10 protein-coding genes are annotated in these 16,700 nt (G+C 36.1%); 6 read left to right on the forward strand and 4 right to left on the reverse strand.

Annotated features, from left to right (window positions below):
* The first annotated feature begins 208 nt into the window (after nucleotides 1-208).
* Nucleotides 209-3,052: a T9SS type A sorting domain-containing protein gene (locus L2586_RS03430; RefSeq protein WP_235291372.1), complete on the forward strand. Its 2,844-nt coding sequence runs from the start codon at nucleotides 209-211 to the stop codon at nucleotides 3,050-3,052.
* 562 nt (nucleotides 3,053-3,614) lie between these two features.
* On the forward strand, nucleotides 3,615-4,361 hold the full coding sequence (locus L2586_RS03435) for a ribonuclease H-like domain-containing protein (protein ID WP_235291373.1): 747 nt from the start codon (nucleotides 3,615-3,617) through the stop codon (nucleotides 4,359-4,361).
* A 1-nt stretch (nucleotide 4,362) separates the two neighbouring features.
* On the opposite strand, the gene L2586_RS03440 is transcribed toward L2586_RS03435, so the two are convergent.
* Entirely contained in the window at nucleotides 4,363-4,776 is a 414-nt protein-coding gene (locus tag L2586_RS03440; protein ID WP_235291374.1) for a hypothetical protein, read from the reverse strand.
* Nucleotides 4,777-4,828: 52 nt separating this feature from the next.
* On the opposite strand from L2586_RS03440, the gene L2586_RS03445 reads away from it, so the two are divergent.
* Nucleotides 4,829-5,491 carry an alpha/beta hydrolase gene (locus L2586_RS03445; RefSeq protein WP_235291375.1) on the forward strand — a complete coding sequence of 221 codons (663 nt, stop codon included), beginning with the start codon at nucleotides 4,829-4,831 and terminating at the stop codon, nucleotides 5,489-5,491.
* Nucleotides 5,492-5,505: 14 nt separating this feature from the next.
* On the opposite strand, the gene L2586_RS03450 is transcribed toward L2586_RS03445, so the two are convergent.
* Entirely contained in the window at nucleotides 5,506-7,872 is a 2,367-nt protein-coding gene (locus L2586_RS03450; RefSeq protein WP_235291376.1) for a zinc-dependent metalloprotease, read from the reverse strand.
* Between the two features lie 208 nt (nucleotides 7,873-8,080).
* Here L2586_RS03450 and L2586_RS03455 point away from each other — a divergent pair, with 208 nt between their 5' ends.
* Nucleotides 8,081-8,713, forward strand: a complete 633-nt coding sequence (locus tag L2586_RS03455; RefSeq protein ID WP_235291377.1) for a hypothetical protein — start codon at nucleotides 8,081-8,083, stop codon at nucleotides 8,711-8,713.
* Between the two features lie 19 nt (nucleotides 8,714-8,732).
* Here the strand turns inward: L2586_RS03455 and L2586_RS03460 are convergent, their stop codons facing one another.
* Nucleotides 8,733-9,929, reverse strand: coding sequence for an NAD(P)-dependent malic enzyme (locus tag L2586_RS03460; protein WP_235291378.1), 1,197 nt, complete (start codon nucleotides 9,927-9,929; stop codon nucleotides 8,733-8,735).
* Between the two features lie 9 nt (nucleotides 9,930-9,938).
* Nucleotides 9,939-13,091 carry an ATP-dependent helicase gene (locus tag L2586_RS03465; protein ID WP_235291379.1) on the reverse strand — a complete coding sequence of 1,051 codons (3,153 nt, stop codon included), beginning with the start codon at nucleotides 13,089-13,091 and terminating at the stop codon, nucleotides 9,939-9,941.
* Between the two features lie 213 nt (nucleotides 13,092-13,304).
* On the opposite strand from L2586_RS03465, the gene L2586_RS03470 reads away from it, so the two are divergent.
* Together L2586_RS03470 and L2586_RS03475 are read left to right on the forward strand one after the other, a co-directional pair.
* Nucleotides 13,305-14,027: a hypothetical protein gene (locus L2586_RS03470; RefSeq protein WP_235291380.1), complete on the forward strand. Its 723-nt coding sequence runs from the start codon at nucleotides 13,305-13,307 to the stop codon at nucleotides 14,025-14,027.
* 27 nt (nucleotides 14,028-14,054) lie between these two features.
* A complete protein-coding gene (locus tag L2586_RS03475) occupies nucleotides 14,055-16,697 on the forward strand; it encodes a CHAT domain-containing protein (RefSeq protein WP_235291381.1) in 2,643 nt (880 codons plus the stop codon).
* Nucleotides 16,698-16,700: the final 3 nt, after the last annotated feature.

The following is a 16,700-nucleotide window of genomic DNA, read 5'->3' on the forward strand; positions in this document are numbered from 1 at the left end:
TATAATCAAATCATATAGAAGATTTTAATTATATATTCTACCGTTTCAACTTAATGCAACATCATATACTATACTAGAGCTCTAAACTTTCGTCTTTTACTATGAAAATTAAATTTTAACATAAAATTTCTATTATTGAGTTATAGAAACATGACTGCGAAATGAGTAAATAAAATAGTTTCCACTCAGTTTATGGAATAAGGTAATAATGGGCTGCGGACCGATAAGTTACGCTGTTAGAAGAGTAGATGGAGGAGGAACTTGTCCTATTTTTGATGAAGATCTTCCAGAAGGAAATGATAATGAACAACTGAATGATTACGTTTTCTTCTGTTGTGATGATGTCGGACAGGATAGTATTATGGTCCAATTCGAAGTTTGTGATGATGCAAACCAAGATGGAATTCTAGGCGGTGTGGATGATTTATGTAATAGTGTGATGGTATTCGTGGAAGTACAAGATAAGCTTCCTCCTAGCATAGAATGTCCAGCTGATATGACGATCTCTTGTATTGATTATTATGCCATCGATCTAGAGGATTTAACTAAACTTGATCAAATGTTCGGTGAGGCAAGTAGTTCCGCAACATGCCAGTTAAATGTAAGCCAAACTATATTGAGTTCAGAATTCTGCGGTGCAGGCGAGATTGTGAGAAGGCTAGCAGCTACGAACGACGCTGGAAGTGATTATTGTGATCAGAGGATTACTGTAGAAGCAGAGGTTGTGAATCAACTGACGTGTGATAGAATTTCATTTATTGGATTAGATAACAGTATTTATAACTGGTGCGACGTGAATAATGATGAAGTTGATACAGATGATCTTCCAAGTTTAAAAATTGACTGTAGTGAAAGTTATACTGTACCAGAATTAGACATAGACTTAGATGCTCTTTGTACTGAAGCGGGTGTTAGTGTTACAATTGACACATTTGCCTTTGCTGGCGATGCGTGTAGAAAATACCTCGTTCATTATGAGGTTATCGATCAGTGTATCTACCAAGAGAACTACTTCGATGCAAGTACAGGAGAAATTAATCCTTTTGTTTCTGAAAATGGATACTTTGAGTTCTATATAGAAATCGATGCCTTCGATAATGAGGGTCCTACTTTATCTTGTGAAGAAAGAAATCTTGTCGCTGAGAATTGTATCGGATATGAAGGAGCGATAGGAATTACAGGAAGTGATAATTGTACTGATCCAAATTTCTTTGGCGTTGTATGGAAATTAGATCTGAATAGTGATGGTATTATTGACTATCCAGAGACAGGGTATGCGGAATCTAATGAAGTGACTCCTACGGAAGTGGGCTTAGCTTACTTCCCACTTGGAAAGCATGAAATCACCTGGGTAGTGAGTGATGGTTGCGGTAACACGTCATCTTGTACTCAAGTGATTAATATTGGTGAGAACGATAAAGCGCCGACGCCATACTGCTACGATGGAATTAGTTCTGTGGTACTTGCTGATGACGGAACTTTTGAAATATGGGCTAGTGATTTTGATGCGGGTTCATTGAATACTTGTCAGGATAATGTTACCCTTACTTTACTTCCAGATGCATATGCTACGGATTTAAGTGACGAAGAAGCGTTTGCGCTTAGTCTTAACCATCCAGATGTGGTGCTTATTCCTGGTGGAACTTACGGTTTCAGGTTAAGTTGTGAAAATATTCCAAATGGCGTTGCAGCAACTATTCCTATTAGAATGTATGTTAGTAATCCTTCTGGCAAATTTGATTATTGTATTGCCAATTTAAGATTAGAAGATCATGCGAATGTATGTGAGGATAATATCGGTGGTGCACTCGCTATAACTGGGATGATAACAACAGAAGAAGGTAAAGCTCTAGAGAAAGTTGTTGTTGAATTAGGTGCTGATTTTGCTGAATTCCCGATTTATGGAAATACAGATGAAAATGGAGTTTATCTTTTCGAAACATTATATGATCAGGTAGATTACCAGATTACACCGAAGCGAGATTTCGATTATAGAAATGGAGTATCGACATTGGATTTAGTACTTATTCAGAGACATATACTAGGTATCCAAGACATCACTAGTCCGTATGATTTGATTGCAGCGGATGTAAATGGAGATTGTGGTGTTAAGGCAAGTGATATTCTCCAGTTGAGAAAAATGATTCTTGGTTACTATGTAGATGATAATTTACCAAATAACGAGTCTTGGAGATTTGTTGCTCATGCGAATACGTTCAATGATAATTTAATCCCTTGTGACTATATGGAACAGGATGAAATTCTGAAAATGGATGCTACAAGCCAGAGCAACTTTACCGCAGTGAAAATCGGAGACATCAATCATTCTGCTAAGTTAAATGCTAATGACAATGCGGTCGTTCGGGAATACAAGACACTAGATTTTGTTATACCGAATCAGCAATTCACTAAAGGTCAATTTGTTGAGATTGATTTCTTAGCTAGCGACTATAGAGATGTGGAAGGTTTCCAATTTGACCTAGCGTTATCGAAACTGAAGTATTCTGCTATAGAATCTGGAGGAATCGAAATATCAGGTGAAAATATCGGGACGAGCTTTGTGGATGAGAATCATTTATTGATCAGTTATGCAAATGCTGGAGGCTCGAGTGTGGAAAATGATAGTATATTATTTACGCTTAGGTTACTAGCCACTGAAGACGGCTCATTAGATGAATCCATTTCAATGTCAGACTTCAAGTTGGATCCAGAAGTTTATGTAGGAGAAAACTTAACCGTCTTCGAACCTAAGTTGAACTTTAGAGATGATGATCAAATGAGTCTTGTATTTAGAGTAGAGCAAAATGCGCCTAATCCATTTGTTGATAAGACGACTATTGCTTTCACGATTCCGAAGGATGGAAATGTGAGGTTTGTAGTATTTGATATTTCTGGAAAAGAAGTGATCACAAGAGAGCAATACTTTGATAAAGGATCACATACTTTTGAAGTAACTACTGCAGAATTAAATAGATCTGGGGCTTATTATTACCAGATAGAAGCAGGTGAGTTCAAGGGTGGAAAAACAATGATTGCGATTGATAATAATTAATTAAAATCATTAGGAAATAAAAAGCTGCCTCATTTCGGGGCAGCTTTTTTTGTTTTGGGTTAATCCGGAATCCTCGGGCTTAAGCCCAAGGTCCAATGGGACAGTTCAGATTTGATAATTTGCAGTCCTTCCTCTTACACATTTCCTCGCTTTGGCTTCCCGCTAAAGCTGGACAAGTCCGAGTCTAAATATTAGCTACATAAAAACATATAATATAGTGCCGTGATTACTGAGACTTTAATTTCTTGGACTGAACCTCAAGGTCCATTTCTTTCTCCCAAGGCTTAAGAAGCCAAATGATATGAGATCAATAAGTAAGCAATGAATCGCAATAGGTCCAGAGGACCGAATTTGTTTGTAACTGTACCAAATTACAAGAATTGAGGTGCAGCGCACCGGCTTTGTAAATTTTCAAGTTTACTTAGTAACTCAACAATATGTTCACACTAGATTATGCGTCTATCTTCTTTATACCCTTAACCTACATCACAAAATTTGATAATCTAAAATTTAAACAATAACTTAACCATAGAATACCATTTCAAGAAACAACAAGTATAATATGCCTAAGTACATCTCAAAATCCAAACTCGATAACATCCTTTTCCTTGACATAGAAACCGTTTCTGAAGCTCCTACTTTCTCAGCATTAGACGAAGACTTTCAAAAACTATGGACTAAAAAAGCCAAAAACATTCTCAAAAAACAAACTGAAGAAATGATCGAATCTGAAATTTCAGATTGCTATCATGACAGAGCAGCCATCTTTGCTGAATTTGCCAAAATCGTTTGTATCACAGTTGCTTACTTGAGAAAGGACGGAGACGAATATGAAATGAGAATCAAGTCCTTTTACGGAGATGATGAAGAAGATCTCCTTAGAGATTTTGCCAAAATTCTTGATAAGCACTTTGACAATCCGAATAAATACTTCCTTTCTGGTCACAACATTAAAGAATTTGATATTCCATTTATTGGTAGAAGATTTCTGATTCACGGTTTAGAACTGCCTGAAATGATTAATCTTATCGGGAAGAAACCATGGGAAACCAAACATTTATTAGACACACTTGATATGTGGAAATTCGGGGATTACAAAAATTTCATTTCTCTTGACTTATTGGCTAAAATCATGAAAGTTCCAAGCCCAAAAACCATAATGGATGGTTCGCATGTAGGAAACGCATACTGGGTCGAAAAACGATTAGAAGATATTAAAAACTACTGCGAATTAGATGTTGTCACCTCTGTAAATGTATTCCTCAGACTTAATGGAAATGATACAGTAGAGAAAGTGGTCAGTGTTTGATTTATCGATCTTTAGTTCGGTACACAAACTTAAGAGCGGACCAATCTTTATCTACTGAGCAAACCTTAATGTCAACTAAGCCAATAGATAAAACAAAGGCTCTTACAGATTCCCGATTAATCGATGAAACGATCTTAGAGCTCCCTTTCGGCCAGCTCACCCATAACATTCCTGATTTTTTCAAGTATTCCTTTGCTTCTGACGTTATCTCCACTAACTCTTGATCCGACTTAACAAATACGTGAATAAAATCTAGTGAACCTACTTCAGGAATTTCCACCTCCTCTGCAGTCTTTGGAAAATCACTAAACAAATCAAAATAATGAGACGGTTCATTCCTCAACAAGAACTGAAACCCTTCTTTAACTCCTAATTTCTTGGCTAATGGAGTTCCTGAATAACCTGATAATTCCATCCATATTATTTTTACTAATTTAAGTATTTTTAGAAACTCAACCATGAACAGAATGGAAATAAATACAAATCACTTCATCACACAAAAAACTGCTAGATACTCGACTTTGGGAACACTATCCAAGGAAACTAAATATTTTTGGTTTGCGCTTCATGGTTCTAAAATGCAATGCGAGCAAGTATTATATAAGTTTGCAAAATTTGACCCTAAAGAACACTTCATTGTTGCACCAGAAGGATTGAATCGTTTCTATGCAAATGGTTTCGGCGGGGAAGTTGTTTCATCTTGGATGACTTCGAGAGATAGGCTTGCAGAAATCGATGATTTCTCAATTTACCTCTCGAATTTATACCAGAAATACATTGACCTTATTCCTAATCATTCAAAAAAAATATTACTTGCTTTTTCTCAAGGTTGCACGACTGCATATAGATGGATGAATCACTCCAGAATAGAAGCTGACTATTTCCTACCCTATTCAGGATGGATTCCAGAAGACATTGACCTAAAAAATAGTAAAACAAATCTTAATAAGATTAAAACAACGTATTCTTATGGAAGTGATGACCAATTTCTCACTCCTGAGATCATTGAAAAAATAAAGAAAAACATTGACAAAAACGATCTAGAAATAACCATTGAAAAATATAAAGGAGATCATCGAATCGACAAAACTCATCTTCAATATCTATTCAAAAATTATATTAATATCTAGTCTTCTTAACCTATCTACTCGCAACCTATCGGCGATCCAGGAGGCATTTCTGGCATGGACGGCAAAGTTAATGGCTTCGAAATATCCATGCCGTCAATAATCATTTTTTCTATAAACGTCGCATTTGCATCTCTTGTCTTTAGCTGGTTCGGAATCAACATGGCCATCACTTTAAAAGCCTCGGCAGAAACCTGACCAAATCCTTTCGTGTCCCTCGAAAGTTTTAACAAATGCATCACTAATAATCTCTGAGTTGAATTAGCAATTTGATGCTGAATACCGTTTGATCCTTTATCATTGAAAACTTGATTTACAATTTTATTCAAATAATCACTCAGGCTCATCTGACTTTCATCTCTAGCATGTTGTTGGATAATTCTCGTTAAGCGGTCATCATTCAACATAAAAGACAAGGTATGATTCGCACTTCCTTCAGCTGCGGCAATCGGATCAAATGTGATAGACGAATAGCGACTAAAAGTTTCTCTGTCACGGCGATATCCATATGCTGCCGGCGGAATGAGTTTTAATATTTCTTCAGGAATTTCTAAGAACGATGGTGCTAATGTTTTAAGTAAAGCATCCGTTGCTTCTTTTTGGAATTTAGCATCTACAACTTCATTAATAACTTTATGAGCATCTCCCTTTAAAGCATAAGTATAATTCACGCCGCCAATAATCTTCGCTACACCTTCTACTTGATACCTGTGTGCAAGGTAGATAGGTACCAATACGTTTTCTAATTGCGAATATGGCGTTCCTGTAGTGATCGATCCAAGCCCGAAATCCTTCATTGATCTTGCCCTTAAGGCTGATAACCGATTCAACTCATCAACAGGTGAAGCCCCATTGTCCCAGAGGTGCCCATAAGGATGAGCACCACCCGCAGGTCTTGCATCACTATCCGAAATATGTAAATAGCCTTCTTTGATACTCTGATCTATGGTCTTTTTTAATTCAGCCTCTTCATCTACTCCGTCTGGAAAATCTTGGTATCCATAAATGATGGTTCTTTTGTCCCAATCACCTATTCCTACTGCGTATGAATCTGACATATCCATTTTACCATCGTTTCCTATTTTCACTACAGGATGCGGATAATCCATAACCGATGCTCGGTCATTAAAACTTGCTGCAAAATTATGTGCAAGACCAATGGTGTGACCAATTTCATGTGCAGACAATTGTCTTAACCTAGCCAGTGCCAATTCCATCATCGGAGAATGATTATCATCATTTTCATTGTATGGAGAAAGCAAACCTTGAGCGATTAGGAAATCCTGCCGCACTCTTAATGAGCCAAGGGAAACATGTCCTTTTATAATTTCGCCTGTCCTCGGATCAGAAACCGATGCGCCATAAGACCAACCTCTTGTCGATCGGTGTACCCATTGAATAACATTATATCTTACATCTAGCGGATCAGCATCATCTGGCAGCATTTTTACTTGGAAGGCATTAATGTAACCAGCAGCTTCGAAAGCCTGATTCCACCATTTGGCACCATCCAATAAGGCAGACCTAACTGGTTCTGGAGTCCCAGGATCTAAGTAGTATACAATCGGCTCTACTGCTTCACTCTTCTCAGCTTCTGGATTCTTTTTCTCCAATCTATGACGATAGATATACTTCTTTTCCATCGACTCATATATCGGTGCTGCATAATCATAATAACTCAAATCATAATACCCTGAAAAAGGATGGAATTTTCGAGGTGTATATTTATTATCTGGAAGTTCCACAAATGAATGGTGCATTCTGACCGTTACCGCATCCGATGAAGGTGTAACTGAACGCAGGTATCTTCCCTGAGCGTCTCCTGTAAATGTAATCGTAGCTTCAAATTCAACATTTTTCGGGAAAGCTTTAGTTCTAGGAAGATAAATTGCAGAACGCGATGCGTCCAATTTATATGTCCCTTGCTTACTAGCTTTCAATCTAGCAGCAACTTTATGTGCGTCACTTAACAGCATCGGGGTAAGATCGATCATGATCTTGCCTTTCTTTTCAGAAGCGATCTTAAAACCCCAAAGTACAGACTGCGCAAACGCTTCTTTAACGGATTCTCTTTCTTTAGCATTATCGCTTTCAGCTCGATACTGGTAATTAGGCTGGACTAAAAGAATCTTATTACCAGATCTTTGGAACTTAACAATCCTTTCATTTCCTAGTTGGCCTCTATCTAAGCCGATATCATTAGATCCGACTCCTGCGGCTAAAGCATTTACGTATAAAAACTCTTGCTCTAGCTTATCAACTTCTAAGAGAATCTGTCCTGTGGAATCTTTCCATTCAAAATTGAAGTAACCAGAAAAAGATTGGTTCTGGGCGGAAAGTAAAATTGGAAGTAAAAAAAAAGTAAAAGCGATGATTCTTATCATGGTCAGAGTTTTTAACTGCCCCAATATAATTGTTAAAAATGGAATTAGGGAATTCTTTGAAAAGCAATATAGGAGAATAGCTATTATTTAAAAATACACATCCTTCTGTTGGACTTTTAACATATGGTATAATTTTAAATGTATTCATTCCAATTATCGATAATTCAAAAATATAGAAAGAAGCCAAATTTGAATAAAATTATAAATTATGAAAACCAGATACACTTTTGTTTTACCATTCATTCTTGTTCTCCATTTTCTAAGTGCCCAAGAATTCACAAATTTCACTTCGCTCTCAATACATGCAGGAGTACAAAATCCAATAGAATTAGGACACCTTGATTTATATAACGTCAGTTATGGAGATTATTTCGAACCTGGCAATCTATTCGGGATTTCAATCAATAAAGATTGGGGAAAAGCTGCCATTTCCTTTCAAGGCGAATACCTTTACAACCCTATGAATATAGGGAAGTCCAATAAGAACCTCGATCTACATAGTATTAAAATAGATTATAAATTTTGGTACAATTTCTTGAATCCAGCATCAAGAATGAAACTCAAAGCTGGTACAGGCCTAGGAGTTTTGGGTTTTAAATATCCAGAAAGATCTTATCCTCCAAGGTTTGGACCTGACATAATAGACAATTACCATGTTTACGAAGCATATATTGAATTTTCGTTAGCCTACACAACTGCCCTTAATTTCACCTACAGAATAAACCATATGATATCCCTTAGTACAACAATAGGAAATGACTTCGTTTATAATTATGGCGATGAGCAAACGGTTCTACTTACCTCTTTTTCAGCCAGTATAAATTATACCATTTCCAAATAATATAAGGGAGCCTCCAGCTCTACTTCTTATTATAAGCTGTGCTATCTTCTTCCGCAGCTTTCTTAACTGCAGCCGCTACTTTGCTTGCAACATCAAAATTTAACGAAGGTGGAATAACCATTTTCGAAAATGGGTATTCGATGCAATCAGCAATAGCGAAGGCGGCTGCCAATTTCATTTTCGGAGTAATTCTAACTGCTCTTGCATCCAAAGCTCCTCGGAATATTCCAGGAAAACCTAATACATTATTGATTTGATTCGGCATATCGCTTCTTCCTGTTCCTACGACGACTGCGCCTGCTTCATAAGCATCGCCAGGCCAGATTTCTGGAGTAGGGTTTGCAAGTGCAAACACGATAGGACTCTCCGCCATATTTCTGATGTCTACTTGACTTAGTATTTCACCTACAGAAACACCGATAAAAACATCTGCATTATGCATCGCATCCTTTAATGAACCTTCTTCATTATTCGGATTCGTATATTGTATCATTTCTTTCTTCGCGTCGTTAAGATCTTCACGATTTTTGTGAATGATGCCTTTACTATCACACATGATCACTTCTTTCGCAGTTATTACATCCTCTTCATCTACGTGATCTGCGCTCTTAAGCAACTTAGCAATTGCAATTCCCGCTGCTCCAGCGCCATTAACGATAATTCGCATTTCTCTTATCGGCTTCTTAACCACTTTAGAAGCATTAATCAATGCTGCTAAAACCACGATGGCCGTTCCGTGTTGATCATCATGAAAAACAGGAATTCCTAAATCTTGTAATGCATTTTCAATAATAAAGCTTCTAGGAGCCGAGATATCTTCTAAGTTAACCCCACCAAAAACTGGAGCAATCATCTTAACTGTTTCGATAATTTTATCTGCATCTTGAGAATCTACACAAATAGGAAAAGCATCAATACCCGCGAATCGCTTGAATAACATGGCCTTTCCTTCCATCACCGGAATTGCTGCTAATGGTCCGATATTTCCAAGCCCTAAGACTGCAGATCCATCAGAAACAATAGCTACGGTGTTCCCTTTTATCGTTAGGTCGTAAACCGCTTCCGGGTTCTTCTCAATTTCTAAACATGGCCCAGCGACACCTGGAGAATAGACCATCGACAAATCTTCCTTACTTCTTACTTCGATCTTAGGAGTGACTTGAATTTTTCCTTTGTGCTTCGCGTGAAGCTTAATTGACTCTAAATTGTAATCCATTGATTTTTATTATCGTTCCTCTTCCTCAAAATCCTCAAGAGTGGTCTCTAAGGCAAAATTATTATTCACAAAGTTACACCATTTACAATCATCTTCGTTACATCCCTTAGAAAATTCCTTATTCTTAATCTTTTGGTAAACTGAAGAGAGTTGTTCTCCTACAAATACAATTTCAAAATCACTGACTTCAAATTCCGCTCTTTTGAATTTGTCATCATCAGGCTCCAGATAGTCCATCGTTCCTTTCCTCATCGGCTTTTCCATCTTAGGATCAGCATTGAGTAATATTTGATAAAATACGATCTGCCTCCAGTAATCCCCACCTAAATCTTCATCACCTAATGAAGGTTTTAACTTGGGTCTAGAATTTGCATACTTTCCTGTTTTATAATCAGTTACCTCTATGTGATTCTGATAGATATCCACTCTGTCTAAAACCCCTTTAATAGGAACTCCATTGAATTCCGTCAAATCCACTTTGTACTCCACTTTATAATGATGAGGCTTCGACCATTCCCCCACATATTCTGTATAATATGCCTCAAGCGTCCTCTTTCCTAATTCTAATAAGTCTGTATATTCTTTCAGTGTATAATGAGATCTAGTTCTATCCATTCCTTTTCCGAAAAAAGCCTGCATATCTTGAACAGGTGGTATTCGTCTTTCAGGATCTTCCTCTATCTTAATAAAAAATTGCTCAAGAGCAAAGTGCATTGCTTTCCCAAATCCCATATTAGCATTCCTAGCCAGTGGAACTCTTAGAACACTTTCGAAGTAAAAAGTCAGTGGACATTTCAGATATTTATTCAGATTGGTAACACTTAGACTAAAATTCTCTAAAATCCGATCGACCAAATTAGCATCTATTAATTCAATAGGAGATTCTCTATATTTCATTAAATCTGCCTTATACTTAAGAATCTCTTCATTCCCTATATCACATTTCACAAAGTCATCAACGTGTTCTATTTCTGTTATAAATCTAGATGGCTCTAAGACTTTCCCTTCGTCTGATGCTTCAGCATAACTTATGGATAAATAATTCTTAGCTCTAGTCATCGCGACAAAAAACAATCTTCGATCATCTTGTACATCGTTCACGTTCGAATCAGGAACCCAATCTTCTGGCAATGTAAACCTGCTGTTGTTACCTCTTTTTGACTCCCAGTTTTTACTTTCATTCCTAATCATATAAACCCGATCGAATTCCAATCCTTTCGATCCGTGGGCCGTTAGAAAATTCACACCTTTCTCATTTGAAATGATCTTCTCAAAAGGCAATCTAATATCACTATCCTTCATGAGGTCAATGTATTCTAGCAAGTCGGTAAGATTGAGATCTGGTTTCTTGACACTTTCCGCTTTGAGGAAATCAAAAAATGTATTTACTAATTGTAGCCGCCATACTCGATCCTGAGAATTCATCACAGAATTAATAATATTCCCTTCCGTCAATATTCTTTCGAATAAAACCTGAAGCGTCATGTTTTTCGAGTAACCTATCCAAGCTTGCATCATTTCATAAACAGTATGCATCTTTTCAGGGTCAGAAACTCCTATTTTCTTAAGTGTTTCTAATGAGGTAAGAACGCCATCCCAGCTTCTATCATCTTCTTCATCATCTGTTCTTCTAGAACAATAAACAGCAACCTTCCCAACATCCCTCGCTCGAAGCCCAAAGTACTCATAATGCAAAATCTCGAAAAGCAAGTTATTCGCCGTGTCCAAGAAAGTACCTTCTTGCTCTATATAACTTAAAATATTTAAAATCCGCTGAACTTCCGGCGTATCCAGAACATTCAATCTTCGCTTTATATTTAATGGGATTTCATGCAACTCTAGATACTTGACAATGTTTTCTGCAAAGATGTGCTTTGTATAAATGATTGCTACATCAGATAAATCTTCGCCATTTTGATGAAGTTTAATGATTTCATTTGCGACAAAGATTTCTTCTTGTGTATGATTCGGAAAAACCTGAATATGAGGCTTAATCTGGATGTTTTTATCGTTTCGACTTTCTATTAACGCTTTCTTGATTTGCCCATCGAATTCATTGACCAATCTTTTCGAGTTGTATTCGATTAGCTTCGTAGCACTGTCTAATATGAGTTGGGATGATCGATAGTTGTTTTCAAGAACGACGACATTCGGGTTATACTTGCTTGCGAATTCTTTAATGTTATCCATATTCGCACCTTGGAAACGGTAGATAGACTGGTCATCATCACCTACCACGAATAAATTAGGATCCTCCCAGAAAGATGCTAGTAGATTTATTAATTTATTCTGAGATCCATTGGTGTCTTGGTATTCATCGACTAATATGTATTGAAATCTTTCTTGATATTCTAAAAGCAATTCAGGTTTTTCTTCAAATTTCTGAATCACCCACAAGATCATATCATTGTAATCAAACCTTTCTTTAGCTGCTAGCAAACGCTCATACTTCTTAAACTCATTTAACCCTGCAATCAGCTTTTTTAATTTACCTTCAGCTAGTCTAATTTTATTCCAATTTTGATCTCCTTTTGCATTTTTCCCACTTGCTCTTTTGTATTGAAAATCAATATTATCTGGATCATTGATTTTCTCGATTTCTCCCTCACAAAAATGGATTAATTCTTGCACGTCCCATCCTTCTTGCTTTATCGTAGAAAACAAATCCAGTAATGGTTTTCGCTCATAATAGATATTTCCTTTGAACCGCTTTAGCACGTGATCAGGTGAAAAATCATCAATAATCTTCTTTAAAATTTCTACTTGCTCTAACTCTGAAACCGCCTGCAAATCATAGAATCCTCCGAAAAATTCAATATTCTCCTGAATGATCTTAGAGCAGAAAGCATGGAAGGTATAGATCGATACATTATAGGCTTCAGGTCCGATAAATTGAAGAAGTCTTTTCCTCATAGCCACTGCACCGGCATCTGTAAAGGTTAGTGCCAAAATATTAGCCGGATTCGTATCCGTCTCTTGAAGAATATAGCCTATTCTCGCTGCTAGAAGTTGGGTTTTCCCAGTTCCTGGACCAGCGATAACCAATACCGCTCCATCAGTTTGCTGAACAGCTGCCCGCTGAGCATTATTCAATGTTGCAAGTGCCTTTTTGAAATTAGACTGATAGATTGACTTTGGGTCTTGTGAAGATGGTGTCGACATATTCTAGTATAGTTTTAAAATATAAGTTGCAAGGTATAAAAAATGATAATGAATTTGCTTTCAGAAGGATTCTGGATTACAGTAATAAAACTTCAAACTACTTTTTTACCTTTTACAGGTCACATTTCTCACTTTACTCGCTCCTTTGAATATAAACCTTTAACTTCATTAAACCAGATCAGCCATTGATCATAACCTTTTAAATAAACTAATATGACTTATTTAGCACTCTTTATAGGTTTAGTAATTGGATTTCTAATTGCGGCTTATTTATTTCAAAAATCAAAAACACCCAACCATCTTATGAATAATGACTTGACTCCCGAAGAGATTGAGAAGATTATGAAAGGATTAACTGATGAAAATAGTGAATACTATATCTACAAACCTGGTACTAAGCTAAAAAGACGATTCGAAAGTATAATGGATTTTGTTTTATCAGACTTAAACAGTGAAACAAAAAAAATCATCCTCGACGATCCGATTAATTTTAATACAGCTATTGCATTAATCGCGATGGGTGAAACAGATAGGAATCCAGATTTCAAGCCTAGTCCAGAATGGATAGAAAAACAAAGATCTAGAATCCAAAAAGAAGAAAGTTATACTTTCCCAGAATTAGGTGCTAAAAAATGCCCTCCACCAGAAGGTGGTGGGCATGAAGCATTCGATATAGAAAGAATGGAAGCACCATGGTGGACTTGGTTTTTAAACAAGTACATTAATGTCTTGCATAATTACGATACAGATATAATAGGAGAACTTAATAATAACAGATTAATTAAGCCATCTATTAAAAATCGATTCTTCACCCAATTCGAAAAACCTTCAGATATCGGTGATGATGGAGCTCAATTTGCTTTAATAATCAAGCTAACCAACACAAAAACTAAAGAAGAAATTCTGATTAAATACTATTTAGCTTTCAAGGATTAATAGTATTTTAACCTTCACATGGTTAGATTGTCTTGTACATATTTTTTTATTCTACTTACCGTTTTACTTTCTGGTCAAGATTGTGGAGGTTATTGTAATAACATTGCCTTTGCTAAAAATTTTGAAATCGTAAATCCTGAACGCATTTTAGAATGTAATTGTACTGACAACGTCGCTTTAAAACTTGATACATTCTTCAGTGTTGCTGTTCAAGAAGAAGATATAATTTCCCAGAAATTGATCCTTAATCAAATGGAAAATGTATTAAGTTTTAATAGAGACAATCCGACCACAAGCACTAATTTTTCACAATATATATTCAATACTGGCTTATACAATAAGCACATCAACAACCTCGATCTTGCAGAGAAAAAATACAATGAAGTTGTTTCCAATTTGAAAAATTCCTATAAAAATGATCCTCAAAGAGCTGAGCTACTCAGTCTAGCATTACAGCAACTTGCAGAGATTTCAACATCAAGATCAAATTTTCAAAAATCAATTAATCATCTTGAATATTCAATTGACCTAGAAAAGAAAAGAGTAGAAGGGACAAGTCAAAGACCGGTTACATACTCAATGTTAAGTAGAATAGGTGTTAACTACTCTATGATGGGAAAGGGAGAGGAAGCATTAAGATATTTTAGGCTTGGTACAGAACCAATGAAAGAAGCGGTCTCCCATTTATCACCTGAAAGAATCAAAAGTTTAGCTTATATTTTCATCGGCTATTTCAATCTTGAATTAGAAGAAACGCTCAAATTAAAAAAGAACAAAGAATCATATGAGTTACTAAATATCATTTCTAAGATTCAACAACCTAATCATCCTAGAAACAAGGCTATTAATCTGCTTAAAGCTAAATATTTCACTAACTCTAACAATCAAGACTCCGCTTCTTATTATTACAAACTTAGTAAAGACAGCATCTTCGCCTCCGAAAACAATACGACGGAGAAACTAAATTACTACACCAATTATGCAATATTCTGCGAAACATTCAAGAGCCCCGAAGACGCACTTCTATCATTAGATACAGCTATTTTTTATGGTGACCACCTTCTAGCAACAAGTACGAAATGGTCAAGGAACATGATCCATGCTAAATCAGAGAAGATTCGGTTGTTGCACCAATTAGGCAGAAGCAATGAAGCATTAAATCTTATTTCTCTATTTGCTAAAGAGATTAACCAACGACTCTCTGGGGCCGTAATTTTCGAAGATCATATTAATCACATTAATGAGTTCTACCCTATTTTTGAAATTGGACTTAACATCATCGAAAAGGAGTTTCCTGAAAAGATACATCTCGCATTCGATATCATCGAATGTACTAAGTCATTAAGTCTATACAAATCTTCTCTGCTTACTCAAAATTCAAAGAACTCCAATCAAGATAGTTTAATCTTAAAATTCAAGACTCTTAATGCATTAGCTAGCCAATATTTACTGAATCAAGCTAGAGGAGATTCTACGATAGAGACCAGCAACAATCTTTATGATACTCATAAGATGATTGCAGAGATTAAAGGGAAACTATTAGAAGAAAGTCCTTTCCCAAAACCATTATCTATTTCTGATTATCAAAGCAACATTGACCGAAATAAAACACATATTTTAAGTTTTTCAGGAGCAGATCATTACTACTTTCTGAGCATAGAATCTAATAAGACTAAACTAGTCAAAGTTGAAAATACAGAATTGGATAGTCTATTGAAAAAGTATATTACTGAAATTTCAACCTTCCAAAACAATCTGTTTCAAGAAAGCTCAGAGAAAATAGGTGTTTTGCTAAATAAGGTCTTAAGTGATACTAAGAAAGAAATCATCTTTTCTGGAGACGGCTACCTTGATTTAATTCCTATCGAAAGTATCATCATGCCAGATGGAAATTTCTTATTAAACAAAAAGTGCATTTCTTATTCTCCATCGGCTAAAATCCAACATTTATTCAATACAGGATTGCCATCTGAAAAATTAAAAACGGCGATTTTCAGACCAAGTTTTAATGATGATGTCATGCCGCTAGAATATGCTGAAAAAGAATGTGCTGCCATATTGAAATTAATGAATGGAGAGCTTTTCGAAAATGGTGCTGCATCCAAGGATTTATTTTTAACGGAAAGTGAGCAATTCGATATTCTACATCTTGCAACTCATGCGAAATCTATCAATGATGATCCTTCGAAATCGTATATCAATTTCACAGATTCTAAGCTGTATTTTAATGAGATAAGATCTATGATTCTAGGAACAGAGCTCGTTTGTCTTTCTGCGTGTGAAACAAATTCAGGACTTAACTTTAATGGGGAAGGTGTTCAGAGTTTAGCAAGAAATTTTATTGCCTCAGGAGCTAAGTCTGTCGTTTCTAGTCTTTGGCAGATTTCAGATCAAACAACATCGGAGATCACGATATCATTCTACAAATATCTAAGCAAAGGATATTCTAAAGCAGAAGCATTACAAAAATCAAAAATTGATTTTCTAGAGCATCATCCCGACGATGGAATGCATCCCTATTATTGGGCGGGGTTGGTTCTTACAGGAAATTCAGACGCGATAACTAGTAATAATAAGTGGAAATATTTACTGGGCGGTTCTGTTCTAATATTTTTTATAGGACTTACAGCTTTCAAGCAGTTCACTAAAATAAGTAAGAAAGCTTCTTAATAT

Source organism: Portibacter lacus (genome assembly GCF_021533215.1).
Lineage (GTDB): Bacteria > Bacteroidota > Bacteroidia > Chitinophagales > Saprospiraceae > Portibacter > Portibacter lacus.